20 protein-coding genes are annotated in these 17,404 nt (G+C 34.6%); 11 read left to right on the plus strand and 9 right to left on the minus strand.

Translation table 11 applies throughout. From position 1 onward, the window contains the following. Positions 1-47: 47 nt before the first annotated feature. The 3 genes from ald to BWZ20_RS07415 all read right to left on the minus strand — a co-directional run bounded on the left by ald (position 48) and on the right by BWZ20_RS07415 (position 5,317). Positions 48-1,148, minus strand: coding sequence for an alanine dehydrogenase (gene ald / locus BWZ20_RS07405; protein WP_076618388.1), 1,101 nt, complete (start codon positions 1,146-1,148; stop codon positions 48-50). Positions 1,149-1,678: 530 nt separating this feature from the next. Then, positions 1,679-2,032, minus strand: coding sequence for a hypothetical protein (locus tag BWZ20_RS07410; RefSeq protein WP_076618391.1), 354 nt, complete (start codon positions 2,030-2,032; stop codon positions 1,679-1,681). A gap of 135 nt (positions 2,033-2,167) precedes the next feature. Further along, positions 2,168-5,317, minus strand: a complete 3,150-nt coding sequence (locus BWZ20_RS07415) for a leucine--tRNA ligase (RefSeq protein WP_076618393.1) — start codon at positions 5,315-5,317, stop codon at positions 2,168-2,170. 197 nt (positions 5,318-5,514) lie between these two features. On the opposite strand from BWZ20_RS07415, the gene BWZ20_RS07420 reads away from it, so the two are divergent. The 6 genes from BWZ20_RS07420 (at position 5,515) to BWZ20_RS07445 (ending at position 9,818) form a co-directional block, all read left to right on the plus strand. Beyond that, complete coding sequence (locus BWZ20_RS07420; protein ID WP_076618397.1) at positions 5,515-6,393, plus strand: cell division protein FtsX; 879 nt, start codon at positions 5,515-5,517, stop codon at positions 6,391-6,393. Between the two features lie 67 nt (positions 6,394-6,460). Next, complete coding sequence (locus BWZ20_RS07425; protein ID WP_076618400.1) at positions 6,461-6,718, plus strand: DUF3098 domain-containing protein; 258 nt, start codon at positions 6,461-6,463, stop codon at positions 6,716-6,718. A gap of 94 nt (positions 6,719-6,812) precedes the next feature. Beyond that, positions 6,813-7,280, plus strand: coding sequence for an RDD family protein (locus tag BWZ20_RS15155; protein WP_232217161.1), 468 nt, complete (start codon positions 6,813-6,815; stop codon positions 7,278-7,280). Positions 7,281-7,336: 56 nt separating this feature from the next. Next, on the plus strand, positions 7,337-8,131 hold the full coding sequence (locus BWZ20_RS07435; protein ID WP_076618405.1) for an undecaprenyl-diphosphate phosphatase: 795 nt from the start codon (positions 7,337-7,339) through the stop codon (positions 8,129-8,131). Further along, a complete protein-coding gene (gene truB / locus BWZ20_RS07440) occupies positions 8,128-8,838 on the plus strand; it encodes a tRNA pseudouridine(55) synthase TruB (RefSeq protein ID WP_076618407.1) in 711 nt (236 codons plus the stop codon). The genes BWZ20_RS07435 and truB overlap by 4 nt, the downstream gene beginning before the upstream one ends. Positions 8,839-9,083: 245 nt before the next feature. Next, positions 9,084-9,818 carry a hypothetical protein gene (locus tag BWZ20_RS07445; protein ID WP_083677177.1) on the plus strand — a complete coding sequence of 245 codons (735 nt, stop codon included), beginning with the start codon at positions 9,084-9,086 and terminating at the stop codon, positions 9,816-9,818. Between the two features lie 27 nt (positions 9,819-9,845). On the opposite strand, the gene BWZ20_RS07450 is transcribed toward BWZ20_RS07445, so the two are convergent. Continuing rightward, on the minus strand, positions 9,846-10,463 hold the full coding sequence (locus tag BWZ20_RS07450) for a thioredoxin family protein (RefSeq protein ID WP_076618409.1): 618 nt from the start codon (positions 10,461-10,463) through the stop codon (positions 9,846-9,848). A gap of 107 nt (positions 10,464-10,570) precedes the next feature. Between BWZ20_RS07450 and BWZ20_RS07455 the strand changes: the two genes are divergently transcribed. Genes BWZ20_RS07455 through BWZ20_RS07465 form a run of 3 tightly spaced genes read left to right on the plus strand, consistent with a single transcriptional unit; the run spans position 10,571 to position 12,386 of the window. Further along, entirely contained in the window at positions 10,571-11,134 is a 564-nt protein-coding gene (locus BWZ20_RS07455; protein WP_076618412.1) for a DNA-3-methyladenine glycosylase I, read from the plus strand. A 3-nt stretch (positions 11,135-11,137) separates the two neighbouring features. Next, complete coding sequence (locus BWZ20_RS07460; protein ID WP_157358346.1) at positions 11,138-11,716, plus strand: hypothetical protein; 579 nt, start codon at positions 11,138-11,140, stop codon at positions 11,714-11,716. Then, entirely contained in the window at positions 11,703-12,386 is a 684-nt protein-coding gene (locus BWZ20_RS07465; protein WP_076618417.1) for a DUF2490 domain-containing protein, read from the plus strand. Before BWZ20_RS07460 ends, BWZ20_RS07465 begins: the two co-directional genes overlap by 14 nt. On the opposite strand, the gene aat is transcribed toward BWZ20_RS07465, so the two are convergent. The 3 genes from aat to BWZ20_RS07480 form a co-directional block, all read right to left on the minus strand. Then, positions 12,383-13,006: a leucyl/phenylalanyl-tRNA--protein transferase gene (gene aat / locus BWZ20_RS07470; protein WP_076618419.1), complete on the minus strand. Its 624-nt coding sequence runs from the start codon at positions 13,004-13,006 to the stop codon at positions 12,383-12,385. The two genes, BWZ20_RS07465 and aat, sit on opposite strands and share 4 nt — an antisense overlap. 265 nt (positions 13,007-13,271) lie before the next feature. Next, a complete protein-coding gene (locus tag BWZ20_RS07475) occupies positions 13,272-13,649 on the minus strand; it encodes a DUF3127 domain-containing protein (RefSeq protein WP_076618421.1) in 378 nt (125 codons plus the stop codon). 42 nt (positions 13,650-13,691) lie between these two features. After that, the gene (locus tag BWZ20_RS07480) at positions 13,692-14,561 is read right to left on the minus strand and encodes a flavin reductase family protein (protein WP_076618423.1); all 870 of its coding nucleotides are present in this window, start codon (positions 14,559-14,561) and stop codon (positions 13,692-13,694) included. Positions 14,562-14,683: 122 nt separating this feature from the next. Here BWZ20_RS07480 and BWZ20_RS07485 point away from each other — a divergent pair, with 122 nt between their 5' ends. After that, positions 14,684-15,844, plus strand: a complete 1,161-nt coding sequence (locus BWZ20_RS07485; RefSeq protein ID WP_076618425.1) for a sensor histidine kinase — start codon at positions 14,684-14,686, stop codon at positions 15,842-15,844. Between the two features lie 78 nt (positions 15,845-15,922). After that, complete coding sequence (locus BWZ20_RS07490; RefSeq protein WP_076618427.1) at positions 15,923-16,279, plus strand: hypothetical protein; 357 nt, start codon at positions 15,923-15,925, stop codon at positions 16,277-16,279. On the opposite strand, the gene BWZ20_RS07495 is transcribed toward BWZ20_RS07490, so the two are convergent. Then, positions 16,276-16,668: an HIT family protein gene (locus tag BWZ20_RS07495; RefSeq protein WP_076618430.1), complete on the minus strand. Its 393-nt coding sequence runs from the start codon at positions 16,666-16,668 to the stop codon at positions 16,276-16,278. The two genes, BWZ20_RS07490 and BWZ20_RS07495, sit on opposite strands and share 4 nt — an antisense overlap. Positions 16,669-16,770: 102 nt before the next feature. After that, entirely contained in the window at positions 16,771-17,244 is a 474-nt protein-coding gene (gene greA, locus BWZ20_RS07500; RefSeq protein WP_076618432.1) for a transcription elongation factor GreA, read from the minus strand. Between the last annotated feature and the right edge of the window lie 160 nt (positions 17,245-17,404).

Consider the following 17,404-nt stretch of genomic DNA (forward strand, 5'->3'; position numbering starts at 1 on the left):
AAAATGCGCCAAATTAACGTTAAGTAAAAATGTCAGTTATTGAAATTTCAAATAGCATCTACCGACCAATTGAAAGCTTCTGCAATCTCTTCATAAATAATTTTACCCTTAGCTATATTTATTCCTTTTTTCAGCGATTGGTCTTTAGCACAAGCTACTTCCCAGCCTTGATTGGCCAATCTAATCACATAAGGTAAAGTGACATTTGTTAACGCTAATGTCGATGTATATGGCACAGCTCCCGGCATATTTGCCACACAATAGTGTACCACATCATCTATAATGTAAGTTGGGTCTTCGTGAGTAGTTGGTTTTGAAGTCTCCACACAACCTCCTTGATCTACGGCAACATCAACTATAACAGTTCCTGGTCGCATATCTTTAAGCATATCTCTGGTGATTAAGTTTGGCGCTTTTGCGCCTTTTAATAATACACCACCAACTATTAAATCGTGATCTTTAATACGTTTTCTAATATTGAATTCGCTAGAAAATTCCGTAACTACATGGTTTGGCATTACATCATTAACATAACGTAATTGCTTCATGTTAATATCCATAATCGTAACATGAGCACCCAAACCGGCTGCCATTTTAGCGGCTTGTGTACCAACAGTACCAGCACCTAAAACCAGTACTTTTCCTGGTGGTACTCCAGGCACACCTCCGAGTAAAACTCCACGTCCTTTAATTGGTTTTTCAAGATATTTTGCTCCTTGTTGAATCGCCATACGACCTGCCACTTCAGACATTGGTGTTAATAATGGTAATGTGCCATCTTCGTCTTCAACAGTTTCATAGGCAATACAAACTGCTTTGCTTTTTAACATCGCTTTAGTTAGGGGTTCGCTAGACGCAAAATGGAAATAGGTAAATACCACATGATGTGGTTTAATTAAATCATATTCAACGGTAATAGGTTCTTTTACTTTTACAATCATTTCGGCAGAAGCATAAACCTCCTCTATCGTATCGAGAATGGTAGCGCCAACCTCTTTGTAATCTTCATCAAAAAAGCCACTGCCTAATCCAGCATTTTTTTGAACATAAACAGTGTGGTCATTTTTAATAAGTTCATAAACGCCAGCTGGTGTCATACCAACACGGTTTTCGTTGTTCTTGATTTCTTCTGGGACTCCGATTTTCATTTGCTGTTGTATTGTGGTTAATAGCACTATGAAATACACTCAAAAAATCTAGCTATCCAAATAATAAGGTGATTTGAGCATCATTTTTACGGAATTATTATTTTGAAGATTTTATTTTAAACTATTCGAAATAAAACACTGTTATCCAAGATAATACAGCAATAGATGAAATTATTATTTTTTCGATTAAGGGAAAACTACAATGTCACATCAAGCGTTTCTAAGTCACAAAGAAAAAGTATATCCTCTGATAGTTCTCGATAGTTCTGCAGAGCTTGTCGAAGTGCAAAATCACGTTATAGAGATTTCACTCGAACTGACAAAGTGAAAAACAACAGAACGTCACATCGAGTGATTTTGAGGCACGAAAAATTGTATCGAGATGCTTTTAAAAATATGCCTAAAAATAGTTCTCGATATAAAATCGCTTATGGCGATTTCACTCGAACTGACGTGAACTAAAAACAACATAGCGTCACATCGAGTGATTTTGAGGCACGAAAAATTGTATCGAGATGCTATGACGAAACTTAATCAACAGCTAAAGAAACATCTTCAACACGTTCATTTTTAAAAACAATAAGTAAATACTCTTTTTGAGATGAAAAAAAACTTGGCGGATCTCCAATAGTATAAATAAAAGCGTCTTTTGATGTATGTAGTTTTGAATCTGGTTGACCTAAAATTTCAATAATTTCAGACTTTGACTTGCCTAATAACATTTGAGATTCTATGATATCGTCTACCATTTCGTAGCGTTTTAATGGTTCTGATTGCCACTTTTGCGCATCAAAAGGTTTCTCTAAAGCATTAAAAAGAATAAACGCTAAAATTACAGCTACTAAAAAGAATAGACTTATTTTACCAATTCTTTTTAGTTGCATAATCTTTTATTTTATTTATTAGCTATTACGTTCTCGATACATTCCGACACTACCGGTTGGAATACTCGAATTGACGATTGATATTGAGATTCCTGCTTTCACTTCGACAAGCTCAGTGTGACACGCAGGAATTAGTTACCCTACAATATTCACAATCTTACCTGGTACTACTATCACTTTTTTAGGTGTGCGACCTTGTAACTGCTCTTGTGTTTTGTCGTGTGCTAACACTGTTTTTTCAATCTCATCCTTGCTCATATCTAATGGTAATTCTAGCGTGAAACGCATTTTACCATTAAATGAAATCGGATAATTTTTAGAACGCTCTACCAAATGTTTTTCCTCAAATTTTGGGAAAGGCGCTGTAGAAATTGATGCTGTGTGACCTAGTTGTTCCCACAATTCTTCAGCTATGTGTGGCGCATAAGGCGACACTAACACTAATAGTGGCTCTAGTATAGCTTTACTTGTACACTTTTGCGCTGTTAACTCGTTTACCGCAATCATAAACGTAGAAACCGACGTATTAAATGAGAAGTTCTCGATGTCTTCCTCAACCTTTTTTATGGTTTTATGAAGCGTCTTTAAATTGTCCTTCGTAGGCTCAACATCAGTCACTTTAGAACCATTTTCGTCGTTATATAGCTTCCAAAGTTTTTTAAGGAAACCGTGTACTCCTGTGATACCTGCTGTATTCCAAGGTTTGTATTGTTCTAATGGACCAAGGAACATTTCGTACAAACGTAAACTGTCTGCTCCATAATCTGCTACAATATCATCTGGATTAACAACATTATATTTTGATTTTGACATTTTTTCAACATCTCTAAAAGTCTTTATTTCATTATCTTCATCTTTAATCAATACAGCATTTTTATAATCTTTATACAAAGGGCTAGATCGAAATTTATCAACATCTAATTTATCAGAAGCGTCGACTAAATTGACATCAACATGTAGATTATTAGCTACATAAGATAAAACATATTTCTGTTCATTGAAAAATTTATAATCTTTCGTATCAACAGACTTCTTGATTCCTTCTCTAACTAACTTTCCCCTATTAATTCCAATATTTGCATCAAAAGGTTTACTTGTATCAATTCCTTTTGACTTATAGTATTCTTTATCATTAAGTAAATGACATGAAGCCAAAATTGGATTTTTTAAATCTAACTCACCAACCATTTCACCCATCTTAACTGACTTAAGTAATCCTAAATTTTTACTAATGATTTCGCATTTATGCACTATAACTTTATTAATTCTAGTTACAAAAGCACTAGTGCCAAGTATCATCCCTTGGTTAATCAGCTTTTTAAATGGCTCATCAACTCCAACAAAACCTCTATCGTATAAAAACTTTACCCAAAAACGAGAGTACAATAAGTGACCTGTAGCGTGCTCGCTACCACCAATGTATAAATCTACATTTTCCCAATATTTTAGCGCATCTTCTGTAGCAAAAGCTTCGTCTCTGTTGGCTTGCTCTTCCATATAGCGGAAGAAGTACCAAGAGCTCCCAGCCCAACCTGGCATGGTGTTGAGTTCTAATGGGTAGATGCCGTCATCGGACACTGAGGTTCTCGAAGTGTCTGATTTTGTGGCTTCGAGTGCCTCAGCCACCAGATCATTTGACACAACCGTATTGGTATTAGTGTCCCAAGCCCAAACGTCTGCACGTCCTAATGGTGGCTCACCTTCTTCGGTTGGTAAGTATTTTTCAACTTCTGGTAAGGTTAATGGCAAATGCTTTTCGTCTATCATTTGTGGCATACCATCCTTGTAATACACTGGGAATGGCTCGCCCCAATAACGTTGACGACTAAACACCGCATCACGCAAACGATAATTGGTTTTTCCTTCGCCTTGACCGATTTGTTCTAATTCGAAAATAGCGCGCTTTGTTGCTTTTTTATAATTTAAACCATCTAAGAAATCGCTATTGGCAATCTTAACATTATCCTTAGATGCAAAGGCTTCTTCAGAAATATCGACACCATCAAAAATATTTGGTATCGGAATATTGAAGTGCTTCGCAAAATCATAATCACGCTGATCTCCACAAGGCACTGCCATAACGGCTCCTGTGCCGTAGCTTGCCAATACATAATCGCCTATCCAAATCGGAATTGGTTCTTTGGTAAATGGATGCTCGGCATATGCACCCGTAAACACCCCTGAAATGGTTTTTACATCTGCCATACGGTCGCGCTCACTACGTTTTGCGGTGGCTTCTATGTAGGCTTCAACCTCAGCTTTTTGTTCGCCTGTTGTAATTTGTGATACAAGCTCGTGCTCTGGTGCAAGGGTCATAAACGACACACCGAAAATGGTATCAGGTCTTGTGGTGAAGACTTCGATTTGAGACTTCTCGACTGCGCTCGAAGTGACAGCATCATTTGGAATGACATTGAAAGTTACTGAAGCACCAACCGATTTTCCAATCCAGTTTTTTTGAATGTCTTTAAGCGCATCTGTCCAATCAATCGTATCTAAACCTTGAAGTAAACGTTCTGCGTAAGCCGAAATACGCATACTCCATTGGGTCATTTTTTTACGGATTACAGGATGGCCTCCACGTTCTGAAACACCATTTACAATTTCGTCATTGGCTAGAACAGTTCCTAAAGCAGGACACCAATTTACTTCGGTTTCTGCTAAATAGGTCAATCTGTATTTTAAAAGAATATTTTGTTTTTCAGTCTCTGAAAAAGCGTTCCATTCTTTAGCAGTAAACAGATTAATATCCTCATCGCAGGCTGCATTTACATTAGCATTTCCATCAGCTTCAAACATTTTGATTAAGGTATCAATATGCTCAGCTTTGTTGCTATCGTAGTTGTACCACGATTCAAACAGCTGGATGAAAATCCATTGTGTCCATTTGTAATATTCCGGATTACTTGTGCGTACTTCTCTACTCCAATCGAATGAAAACCCGATTTGGTCTAACTGACGACGATAGGTTTTAATATTCGCCTCTGTTGTTACTGCAGGATGCTGACCTGTTTGTATCGCATACTGTTCCGCAGGTAAACCAAACGAATCGTAGCCTTGTGGATGCAACACGTTAAACCCTTTATGACGCTTGTAACGCGCATAAATATCACTTGCTATATAACCCAGCGGATGCCCAACGTGCAAACCAGCTCCACTTGGGTAAGGGAACATATCTAACACGTAGTATTTTGGTTTGTCGCTGTTATTAGACGCTTTAAAGGTTTCGTTTTTTGCCCAGTAGTCTTGCCACTTTTTCTCTATGTCGTTGAAGTTGTATTTCATAATACTGCTTACCGTGTTTTCTCGCAAAGTCGCAGAGACGCAAAGTTAAATTCAGAAAATAATCTTTGCAGCTTAGTGGCTTTGCGTGCATTTAAGTCTGCAAATTTAGTGGTATTACAACACAATAAAAAACTAAACGTTGTATTACTCTACATAAGCATTTTCTTTTTTATTTTTACATCATTAATCCACATTATATGGCATCATCTTTTGACAAGTATCAAAAACGAAAATTAATATCATCATACATCTCTGTAGTGATTAGTATTGCGTTGGTTTTGTTTCTTTTAGGCTGTCTTGGTCTTTTGGTTATTAATTCTAAAAAAGTAGCTGATCATTTTAAGGAGCAAGTGGTTATGACAATTTATTTGAATGATACTGCAAAAGAGGTTGAAGTGAATCAGCTAAAGAAAAGTTTAGCCATGGCTGAGTATTCTAAAGAAGCTACCTATGTCTCTAAAGAAGAAGCTGCCGAGATGATGAAAGCAGAAACTGGCGAAGATTTTATGGATTTTGTGGGTTATAATCCGTTAAAAAATTCGATTGACGTATACTTAAAAGCTGATTTTGTAACAACTGAAAAGTTAAGTGAAATCTCAGAAAGCCTTTCAACCAAATCGTTTATTGAAGACATAAGATACGATAATGATCTTGTAGAACTAATGAACGATAATGTTAAAAAGATTAGTTTCTGGATCCTTATCATTAGTGGGTTATTTACACTTATCGCTGTACTATTAATTAACAGTTCTATTCGTTTAGCTGTATACTCAAAACGATTTATTATTAAAACTATGCAAATGGTTGGTGCGACAAAGAGTTTTATCCGTAGACCGTTTGTTTGGAAAAGCGTTCAACTTGGCATCATTGGTGCTATAGTGGCTTTAGCAGGCATGGCAGTTGTTTTATATTATTTAGACCAGTATTTCCCAGAGTTAGAATTGCTTAGAAATACTGTTATGATCGCAGGTCTTTTTATTGGTGTTTTTGTATTGGGCGTAATCATCACTTGGATTAGCACTTTTATTGCTACGCAACGCTTCTTGAATTTAAAGACGGATCAGTTGTATTATTAAATTTTAGATGCTCTTAACGCAAAAGTTTTAAATAAAACTATTACTTTGCAATTATAATCCAATAAATATGGGCGAACAAAAACGTAAAGAACAATCTAAAGCAGAGTTTATCTTCGGAAAAAAGAACTACAAGTTTATGCTTATAGGTTTGGCATGTATTGTTGTTGGGTTTATCCTTATGTCTGGTGGTGGAAGTGACGATCCTAATGTTTGGAATCCAGATGTTTTTAGCTGGAGACGTATTCGCTTAGCACCAACCTTAGTGCTTATTGGTTTTGGATTTCAGGTATATGCCATTCTATTGAATCCTGATAAAAAGAAATAATGCCACTTGGTAGTTTTAAATTAAGAGTGATAGCTTTTGCATTAGATTTAGTCATTGTCTATCATTTTTTATTGGGATTTTATCTCAACTATTTATAAGCAGTGCATTTTTTAATTATTCAAAAAAAGAATTACTAACCTCAATAGCATTAGCACTATTATTTCCTATTTATAAAATCATAACCGAATGGAAATTTGGTTATACTGTCGGTAAAAAAATCGTTGGTTTAAAAATAGTAAACACCGAATTTCATTCAATTTCTCTAAAAGCTTCATTAATCAGAAACGGTTATTTGGTTTTGTATTTTGCTATTCCAGGCATCTTTCTTTTACTATCGTACAACACATTTTTCAACCACCATTCAGGTGGCAATTATATTGATATAGCTATTTCTGGTATTGAACGTCTCTTTAAAGGCTTTATAGCTCTAGTCATTTATCTTATTTACATCCTAGTTTGGTGTTTTTTCGTATTTCTAACTTCTGTTTCTGCGGCAGACAGTGATAAAAAGCAGACCTTGTTCGATCAGTTGTCTAAAACCCTTGCTGTGGCTTCAAAGTAAAGTTTTGATCCTTCTTTTTTTGGATTTTGTTAATTGTTAATTGATATTTGTCACCTATGGAAATTATTGATGCTATTATCTTAGGGATTGTACAGGGTTTAACTGAGTTTTTACCTGTATCTTCCAGTGGTCATTTAGAATTAGGAAAAGCCATTCTTGGTGATAATTCTCTACCAAAAGAAAGTTTATTATTTACAGTAGTGCTTCACTTTGCTACAGCACTAAGTACCATTGTTATTTTTAGAAAAGATATTATAGATATCATAAAAGGTATCTTGAAATTTGAATGGAACGAAGATTTACAATTTCTAAGCAAAATTGTAATCTCCATGATACCTGCTGTAATTGTTGGTTTGTTTTTTGAAGAACAGCTCGAGGCTCTTTTTAACGGCAATATCTTACTAGTTGGCATTATGTTAATTGTTACGGCAATTCTATTATTTATGGCAGATAGAGCTAAGGACACCAACAAAAATGTAACCTTTAGTAATGCGTTTGTTATTGGTATTTCTCAAGCTATTGCTATGTTGCCTGGTATCTCTCGTTCTGGTGCTACCATTTCTACTTCGGTATTATTGGGTAATGACAAAACCAAGGCTGCACGTTTTTCATTTTTAATGGTTGTTCCTTTAATTTTTGGAAAAATTGCTAAAGATATTTTAGGTGGTGAAATCACTTACGACAGTGCTAACTTTACAACACTAGGCATTGGTTTTATAGCTGCTTTTGTAGCAGGATTATTTGCTTGTAAATGGATGATTGCTTTGGTAAAACAAAGTAAACTCACTTACTTTTCTATCTACTGCATCATCGTTGGTCTAATCGCCATAATCTGGTCATTCGCATCATGAAAACTGTGGAAGATTACAAAGAAGGTCAGGTTTTATTGATTGATAAACCTCTTACCTGGACTTCATTTCAGGCGGTCAACAAGCTACGTTGGGCCATTAGAAAAGCCTATGCCATTAAGAAAATAAAGGTTGGACATGCTGGTACTTTAGACCCGCTAGCCACAGGTTTATTAGTGATTTGCACTGGTAAAATGACCAAACAAATTAACACCTTTCAAGGTCAGGAAAAAGAATACACAGGTACTTTTGTTGTGGGTAGTACCACTCCATCTTACGATTTGGAAACCGAAATTGATGCTACCTTTCCGATAGACCATATTTCCGAAGAACTAATTCACGAAACAACCAAACAATTTATTGGTAAAATAGAGCAATTTCCTCCAGTATTTTCAGCTATAAAGAAAGATGGCAAACGCTTGTACGAATTTGCAAGAGCAGGTGAAGCTGTAGAAATTAAGTCGAGAGAAATTGAAATCTCTGAGTTCGAAATCACAGATATAAATGCACTCGACAATACCTTAGAGCTGAATTTTAGAGTGGTTTGTAGCAAAGGTACTTACATTCGATCGCTTGCGCACGACTTTGGAAAAGCCTTAAACTCTGGCGCACATCTATCGGTTTTAAGACGAACCCGAATTGGTGATTTTAAGGTTGAAAACGCACTAAGTCCTGAAGATTATATAGCTACGCTTCCACTAGATCAATGATTTACCAAGACATAAATTTTCGTCAGTTAGAGTGAATTTCACGATTGAAGTGAGTGAAATTTGCATCGAAAACAAGAAAATTTCTTTTATAACTTTACTTCTCCATACAAAATTCTTTTCAGAATTTCACTCGAATTGACGACTTAACCTTATACATCATTCAAGTTAATAAGCGTTTAGTTAATACGATTTAAACTTTTTCATGGTTATATTCGTATATCTAAACACACGAATCTCTTATAACTTTGAAGTTTATTGAACAACATAAAGCTGCAATAATTACATTCCTGCTTACAGGAATTGTGGTGTTAAGTATGTTTAGTATTCAACTAAAACAAAAAGGCAAACGCATTACAGAAAGTTATTACGAGATTTTACCAGAACCCAAAACTACTGAAGAAAAACAAGAATTAATTGATGCGCTAGACGGTAAATCTACCAACAAAGCTTTTAACGAAGACCAAGAATACAAAGACCTAATGCACAACTTTAAAACTATAAGCGCAAATGATTTTGAACGTACCACTAAAGCTTTAGAAGAAGCCAAAACAAGTGATATTACAGAAGAAACCAGTATTACCAAATCGTATGCCAACAGTAATGCTTATGCATTAAACTCTGAAGAAACCGAATCTTATAAAAAACTTCAGGAAGAATTAAACAAGCGTTTAGAAAATAAAAAAATAGCGGACGAACACGCTAAAACTAAAAGTACACTTATCTATTCTCTAGTAGGAAGAACGATGCAAGACTATGATATTCCGCGCTACTTATGTGAAAGCGGTGGTAAAATAGTCGTAAACATTGTGGTAAATGGAAAAGGCATCGTTACCGATGCCACTGTTAATGGTTCTTCAAATTCCAGCAACCAATGTTTAATAAATCGTGCTTTAGAATATGCTAAAGAAACTCAATTCGATACTTCTTCTCAGAATAAGCAAATTGGTACAATTACATTTTTGTTTAGAGGAAAAAGTTGACTTCGACTGCGCTCAGTCAGCTATAATTTAACTTAAAAGTTTAACCAAGTCTTCAATTGTAGATTGTCCTTTATCCTTATTGTACCAACGTTGTAAATCTTCTTTAAATTCTGTTGTTAGCTTTCCATGTTGCGCTTTATATACATTAACCATTTCTGTGGCTATTGAAGGTCTTGGGCCAAAAGTATCTAAAACCTCTAATGTTTCATTATCAATCGCAATTAACTTCGGTATAGCCTTACCTCCATTGGTTAAAAACTGATTCATTAAAACTTCATTCTCATCTCTCAGTACTACTTTATAATCTATATTTTTATTTTGCTCAGCCACCTTGTTAATTACAGGCATTATATGCGCTGCGTCTCCACACCAACTTTCGGTTAGCACTAACCAAGTTACATTTTTAGTATATGCAGTAATTTTTTCAATAGCATCATACGATAGTCTGACCGTTTTATCCCAACGCTTCATACGTCTGTCATTCATTTTTGTATAATCTACCAAGGCTTCTGTTTTTTCATTCCCTGTTGTTGATTGTTGTTCAACAAGAGAGGCAACTAAAGTTCGGTAATCTTGGTAGCTTATTGATTTATTTAAACTTTCTTTGATGATATCTGTAATCATTGTGCTTTTTACGATTTCCATATTAAATATCTTTTGCAGGCTGTTATGTTTAGCAAAAATAAAGGTAATTAGCCATTAATTATGTGACTCTTGTTACCTTAGTAGCATAAAAATCTAAACCTTACAAAATGACAAAGCACAGATGTGGCTGGTGTGTTGGCGATCCGCTTTATGAAGCCTACCACGACCAAGAATGGGGAGTTCCTATTTATGATGATGACACCTTATTTGAATTCTTAATTCTCGAAACTTTTCAGGCTGGTCTGAGTTGGATTACTGTTTTACGCAAGCGTGAAAATTTCAGAAAAGCTTTTGATAATTTTGATTATAACAAGATTGCAAACTATAAGCAAGCTAAAATTGAAACACTTCTTCAGGATAAAGGTATAATAAGAAACAAGTTGAAGGTCAATGCTACAGTGACTAATGCAGAAGCTTTTATGAAAATACAGGACGAGTTTGGGAGTTTTTCAAAATACATTTGGGATTTTGTAGATGGAAAACCTATAAAGAACAGTGTTAAAAATTATAAAGAAGCGCCAGCCAATACTGAGCTTAGCGACAAAATAAGTAAGGACCTCAAAAAAAGAGGGTTTAAATTTGTTGGCACTACTGTTATTTATGCACACATGCAAGCTACTGGTATGGTAAACGACCATGAAGTTTCTTGTTTTAGATATAACGAAGTTTAAAAAATGAAGACAAAAACACTCTTTGCTTTAATGCTTATTTGCCAATTCGTTTTTAGTCAAACTAAAAATGAAAAGGAAGAGCGTATCACTAAATCAGAATTTCCAGAAGTTGCTATTGAAGTTATAAAGAACCTACCTGATGATTGTAAGCGTTTAAAATTCTACAAAGAAACTGATGGTGAAAAACAGAGTTTTGAGGTGAAATTCAAATACAAAAAAAAGCGCTATAGCCTTGAGTTTACGAATGATGGAGTTATTGAAGATTTGGAAGTCCTTACCAAATTTAAAACTATAAACGAATCAAAAAAATCTAAAATTAAAAACTATTTTAAATCTAACTTCAGCAAATACAAAGTTATAAAAGTACAAAAGCAATTTATCTATAAAAAAGAATTAGACCCAGTGGCTTTTATTAAAAACATATTGAAAAACACAGCAACCGAAGCTCCAAATTTTGAAATCATTGCAGAAGTTAAAACAGATAAAAAACGAGATATTAGAGAGTTTACGTTCAACACATCTGGCGAATTTGTGAATTTTAGAATTATAAACCCAACCTCATACGAGCATGTCTTATATTAAAATACTTTTAGTTTTATTGGCATGTTTCTCAGTCCATAATACCTTATTTTCTCAGTCTAATTTTGAAGGTTTAGGTGAATCTAGTTTTGCAGTTAACGCAGACCTTAGTAGTATTTACAAAGTAAATTTCGCTATTCGTTCTAGGTATTATTTATATCAATATGAAGATTTTAACTTTGAAAACAGACAACTCGATTTTGTTCATTTTTCAACATTAAACTTAGATTATAATCATTCTGTTAGCTTAGGCATACAATACCGTATCAGAGAATCTATAGATGGTGGTAGCAATGAACTGCGTTTAACCCAGCAGTTTAATTATACAAAAAAACAAGAAGCCATACGATTTGGGCACCGCCTACGATTTGAACAACGTATTTTAGAAGATTTAACCATCCTCAGATCTCGTTATCGTTTTGCCTTAGATTTTCCACTTAATGGCGAAAAATTAGATATTGGTGAGGCCTATTTTGTTGGTTCTATGGAAGGGCTATTAAGTAACAGCAAAAACGAAAAACCAGAAATAGACCATAGAACAACAGCCCACTTAGGATGGTTAGTCTCAAAACCTCTAAAGCTTCAACTAGGTATGGAGTATCGATTTGAAGCTCTTAATCTAAAAACTGAGCAAAGACTGTTTCTTTTAACTTCAGCAATTCTTAAGATTTAGAGAAATTTTAAAAAATCAGTCCTTGAAATATTTTTTGCACCCAAGCTTTCTAGGTGCTTGGTGTGTACCTGACAGTCTATTAAGTTATAACAAGAGTTTTGTACAAAGGTTATAAACCCAAATTTACTAGCATTGCTGACTTTGGCAAACATGCTCTCTCCACAAAATACGTTGTTGCCCAAATCTACACCATAAAGTCCGCCAACTAATTTGCTGTTTTGCCATACCTCAACTGACTTAGCGTATCCTAATTGATGAAGTTTAATGTAAGCCTCTATCATTTGGTTCGTAATCCAGGTACCATTTTGCCCTTCGCGCTTTGCTACAGCGCATTCCTCAATAACCGTTTTAAAGTTCTTATTAACAGTAACTTTAAATTCACCTTTTTTCAAAACCTGTTTCATACTCTTTGAAATTTTCAAATTTTTAGGAAACAGTACAAATCTTGGGTCTGGTGACCACCATAGTAGTGGTTCTTCGTCTTCAAACCACGGGAAAATCCCACTAGAATATGCATGTATTAAGCGTTCTGGAGACAAATCGCCACCAATGGCCAATAGGCCTTCATAAGTGGCTTTAGACACGTCCGGAAACTCTATTTTATCAGTTAAAAAGTACATCAGTTAAGCTTTTTAGCGATTTTTACTGTTAAAAAAAGGGCTTGGTTTTGATAGTATAAGAATTTTATTGATATTTGAACTGATCTTTATTAAATAAATTTTTTGTTCATCATTGCTTTTTTTTTAAGTTTGTTTGTGAAGGTCAAAACCTAAAACCACAATACTAAGTCCCAACTAACCATTGGGACTTTTTTATTTCACATAAAAAAAGACTTGTTTATTTTTTTAACAAGTCTTTTTTTTAATTGTATAATGTTTTTAATCACTAAAAAGGTAGATCGTCATGATCGTCTTCATTTAAATCACTAACAGGTTCAAAAGCTTCTGTTGGTGGTACTGGTGGCATATCGCCACTAGGCGCATCAGCTTGTAAAGCTTCTATTCTCCATCCTTGTATAGAGTTAAAATATTTAGTTTCGCCTTGTGGATTAACCCACTCACGTCCTCTTAGGTTAATACTTACCTTAACCTGCTGCCCTACTTGATAGTTATTTAGTAAATCTGTTTTGTCTTGAATAAACTCTATCATAAGGTGCTGAGGATATTGTTCTTCTGTTGTTACAACTACCTCTCTTTTTCTAAACCCGTTACTTCCAAAAGTTTGAGTCTCTCCAATCACCTTAATTCTTCCTTGTACTTCCATTTTGTTTAATCTAATTTTGTTTTCTTTCTATATTAATTGAGTTTACGAAAGTAATAACTTCCATGCACTTTCTACATCGCCATAGCTTAAATAATTTCTTGCCAGCTTATGTTTTTCTCTATGTGTTGCTGTTTTAATATCTGGGTAACGCTCGCTAATATCGTTTACAAATTGCTTAACCTCGGCTTTAGTTGGCAAGGTTGCTACGTTTGCCAGCATCCCTAAGTTGTTTCCTGTTAAAATCATACTATTTCTAACATGGTCTGGCAAATTATCAACACCTATTCCTAGAGTTTGTAGTGGTTTTGGGATTTCAAAAAATCCACTTTTAGCTCTGCTATAATAACTGCCGCCTGCTCTAGCAACTAAATCTAAATCTTCTTGATTTATAGTGTGATCTTCATTCAATACTTCTTCTGAAATATGAAGCTTTACCACCTCACAAATCACTAAATTTCCGGCTCCGCCTTCAGTACCTAGTGTTACAATATCATTGACTTTACATTCCATTTGAATTGGTGATTCTGCAACTCTAAAGGGTTTTACATTTTCTGAAGCCAACATTGTTAAACCAGCTTTTTCAAACTCATTAACACCTTCAGGATATTCTGTACTACTCAAAGACATTTGGTGTACAATATCATAATTTACAACATTAATCACTACTTCGTTAACCGCTTCAACATTTTCTAATGTATGCTTTGTTGTATTATTTCTTACACGCCTGGCAGGAGAAAAAATTAATATCGGTGGGTTTGCACTAAATACATTAAAAAAACTAAAAGGAGATAAATTTGGATTCCCCTTTTTGTCAATTGTGCTAGCAAAAGCAATAGGTCTAGGTGCTACCGCACTTAGTAAATACCCGTGTAGCTTACTTGTTGAAAGGTCTTTTGGATCAAATGAAATCATGTAGCCTGCTGATTTTCAACAAAGATAATTATATTGCCACGCCAATGAAAATGTTTTACCATTGTATCTAAACAATATTATTAACAGTTTTGCATTATATTTAAAAGAAATTGTATTCACTAATGGCCATTAGATTAAATCGTAATGTCTTCCGTTGGGTAATTATAGCCTCATCCTTTATTATTATATCGCTCATTCTCTGGAATACGTATTCCTTTTTTCAAAAATTTAAGGCTGAAGAACGCGTAAAAATTAAAACTTGGTCTGTTGCTCAAAATAATTTTTTAAGAAGTATAGATGACTTAGAGGCAGAGGTAGATCCTGTAACCACATATGTGCTTACGGAGACTACGACTAGTACTCCAATGTTAGTCATAGACAAACATGGTAAAGTTAATAATCATATAAATCTTAATGAAGAAAAACTCAAAGACCCAATCTACATTAGCTATTTAATAAAGAAATTCTCAAGTGAAAATGACCCTATAGAAGTAATAATAAAAGACGAAGTCTTTCTTACTATATATTATGGCAACTCTCCTCTTCTTAAAAAAATAGGATATTATCCACTAGCTTTATTACTCATTATTTTGCTATTCGCTTCTGTTGTTTACTTTTTTTACAAAAGCACCAAAACTGCTGAACAAAATAAACTCTGGACAGGCATGGCAAAAGAAACTGCACACCAAATCGGCACTCCATTATCGTCACTTGTGGGGTGGACAGAAATTTTGAAAACCGAAAATGTAAAACCAGATTACATTGCAGAAATTGAAAAAGACATCGATCGCTTACAAACCATTACAGATCGGTTTAGTAAAATTGGTTCTGCACCAACTTTAGAAACTTTAGATGTAGTCGCCGTAACTATAGCTTCTTATGAATATTTAAAGTCTAGATCTTCAAAGCTCATTAATTTTGAAATAGAACATCCTGACACTGAAATTTCTGTAAATTTAAATGCACAATTATACAGTTGGACGATTGAAAATTTAGTAAAAAATGCCATTGATGCCATGAAAGGTAAAGGCGACTTAAAACTAAGTATTTCTCAAATTGAAAAGCAAGTATATGTAAATATTTCTGACACTGGCAAAGGAATCCCTAAACAATTGTTTACTAAAATTTTTGAACCTGGTTACACCACAAAAAAACGTGGTTGGGGACTTGGCTTATCGTTAGCCAAACGTATCATTGAAGATTATCATAAAGGAAAAATAAAAGTGATTCAGTCTGAAATTGGTAAAGGCACTACCATACAGATTTGCTTAAAAACTGTATAAACTAAAATAAACGTTTAATTCTGTGTTTTTGTAAACAATTCATCTTTAAGGATTTAAAAAAATACTTTAAATTTGGGTATGGGTTCTTCAAAATTCTTTACGCTAAAGGAAGCTAGACTAAGCAATAATTGCCCAGAGTGTTACGCTAATGACGGTCTAGAGATTACCTTTAAACAAAAGTTAACAGAAAATATTTTTTACAAGGCTATAACTTCCGAAACATCGCAGCATATACACTGTTACAATTGCAATACCGATATCTTCCCAATACGTTGGACCGATGATATTGAGCGTGTTGTAGATTATCAGCAACGTGCTGTAGACCTTAGACCAAAATCTATAAAGCTAAAACCACTAGCGTGGGCATTTATCCTTTTTGATTTACTGATTGTAACGACAATAATCTTATTTGCAACAGGTGTAATTTCTTTTTAGCTAAAGTTATCGGCTATTTTTTTGGCTATAGTTTCAAATTCTTCTGAAGTCAATTTTTCTTTATGGGTAAAACGTGCGTTTTCCATAGTATGAAGCGGTATTAAATGTACATGTACATGAGGCACTTCTAGACCAATAACAGACATGCCTACACGCTGGCAAGGAATTACCTTTTCTATAGCCAGTGCTACCCGTCTAGAAAACTGCATTAGACCCATGTAAGTTGCCTCGTCCAAGTCAAAAATTTTATCAACTTCTTTTTTAGGAATGCAAAGGGTGTGGCCTTTTGAGTTGGGATTAATATCTAAAAACGCATAAAAGTCTTCTGTTTCTGCAACTTTATAAGACGGAATCTCTCCATTAATAATTTTTGTAAACAGTGTGGCCATTGTAAAGGTATTTTCAGTACTCCATAAATATAAAAAGATTCCTTGAGTAAGGAATCTTTTATATGTTTTATAATTTGAGATTTCTACTTTCGCAAAACTGAACTATCTCGATATTTCTAAAATATCAAACTTCAAGATCCCGTTGGGCACTTGGATTTCGGCTACATCACCAACAGATTTACCCAACAAACCTTTGCCTATTGGCGAGTTTACAGAGATTTTACCCGATGCTAAATCGGCTTCACTTTCAGCAACTAAAGTGTAAGTCATTTCCATGCCATTGGTTTGATTCTTAATCTTCACCTTAGATAAGGCCAATACTTTTGAAGTATCTAATTGAGATTCGTCTATAACACGAGCATTTGCTAAAGTTTCCTCCATTTTAGAAATTTTCATTTCTAACATACCTTGTGCTTCTTTAGCTGCATCGTACTCAGCATTTTCACTTAAATCCCCTTTATCTCTAGCCTCTGCAATAGCTTGAGACGCTTTTGGGCGCTCTACGTCTTTAAGATGATTTAATTCTTCTCTTAATTTTTTTAATCCTTCTGCCGTATAATAAGATACTTTACTCATAGTTCATTCGTTTTATATACTGTAATCTCTAGTGCTATTCCAAAAAAGATCCCGAAGCGAGTTCGGGACTAAAGAAAAAATCTCGCGCCAACGAGATTACCAGTACAAATATATAAAATATTTACTGCATAGCTTAAATAATTGTAAATTGAACCCCAAA

This window comes from Winogradskyella sp. J14-2 (genome assembly GCF_001971725.1).
Classification (GTDB): domain Bacteria; phylum Bacteroidota; class Bacteroidia; order Flavobacteriales; family Flavobacteriaceae; genus Winogradskyella.

What these genes read in the sequence shown, in the direction of transcription:
- BWZ20_RS07420 (WP_076618397.1), top strand. Translation starts at nt 5,515, where the DNA reads ATGGCATCATCTTTTGACAAGTATCAAAAACGAAAATTAATATCATCA.
- BWZ20_RS07465 (WP_076618417.1), top strand. Translation starts at nt 11,703, where the DNA reads ATGTCTTATATTAAAATACTTTTAGTTTTATTGGCATGTTTCTCAGTC.
- BWZ20_RS07460 (WP_157358346.1), top strand. Translation starts at nt 11,138, where the DNA reads ATGAAGACAAAAACACTCTTTGCTTTAATGCTTATTTGCCAATTCGTT.
- BWZ20_RS07435 (WP_076618405.1), top strand. Translation starts at nt 7,337, where the DNA reads ATGGAAATTATTGATGCTATTATCTTAGGGATTGTACAGGGTTTAACT.
- truB (WP_076618407.1), top strand. Translation starts at nt 8,128, where the DNA reads ATGAAAACTGTGGAAGATTACAAAGAAGGTCAGGTTTTATTGATTGAT.
- BWZ20_RS07495 (WP_076618430.1), bottom strand. Translation starts at nt 16,668, where the DNA reads ATGGCCACACTGTTTACAAAAATTATTAATGGAGAGATTCCGTCTTAT.
- greA (WP_076618432.1), bottom strand. Translation starts at nt 17,244, where the DNA reads ATGAGTAAAGTATCTTATTATACGGCAGAAGGATTAAAAAAATTAAGA.
- BWZ20_RS07415 (WP_076618393.1), bottom strand. Translation starts at nt 5,317, where the DNA reads ATGAAATACAACTTCAACGACATAGAGAAAAAGTGGCAAGACTACTGG.
- BWZ20_RS07475 (WP_076618421.1), bottom strand. Translation starts at nt 13,649, where the DNA reads ATGGAAGTACAAGGAAGAATTAAGGTGATTGGAGAGACTCAAACTTTT.
- BWZ20_RS07455 (WP_076618412.1), top strand. Translation starts at nt 10,571, where the DNA reads ATGACAAAGCACAGATGTGGCTGGTGTGTTGGCGATCCGCTTTATGAA.
- aat (WP_076618419.1), bottom strand. Translation starts at nt 13,006, where the DNA reads ATGTACTTTTTAACTGATAAAATAGAGTTTCCGGACGTGTCTAAAGCC.
- BWZ20_RS07490 (WP_076618427.1), top strand. Translation starts at nt 15,923, where the DNA reads ATGGGTTCTTCAAAATTCTTTACGCTAAAGGAAGCTAGACTAAGCAAT.
- BWZ20_RS07480 (WP_076618423.1), bottom strand. Translation starts at nt 14,561, where the DNA reads ATGATTTCATTTGATCCAAAAGACCTTTCAACAAGTAAGCTACACGGG.
- ald (WP_076618388.1), bottom strand. Translation starts at nt 1,148, where the DNA reads ATGAAAATCGGAGTCCCAGAAGAAATCAAGAACAACGAAAACCGTGTT.
- BWZ20_RS07450 (WP_076618409.1), bottom strand. Translation starts at nt 10,463, where the DNA reads ATGGAAATCGTAAAAAGCACAATGATTACAGATATCATCAAAGAAAGT.
- BWZ20_RS07410 (WP_076618391.1), bottom strand. Translation starts at nt 2,032, where the DNA reads ATGCAACTAAAAAGAATTGGTAAAATAAGTCTATTCTTTTTAGTAGCT.
- BWZ20_RS07425 (WP_076618400.1), top strand. Translation starts at nt 6,461, where the DNA reads ATGGGCGAACAAAAACGTAAAGAACAATCTAAAGCAGAGTTTATCTTC.
- BWZ20_RS07485 (WP_076618425.1), top strand. Translation starts at nt 14,684, where the DNA reads ATGGCCATTAGATTAAATCGTAATGTCTTCCGTTGGGTAATTATAGCC.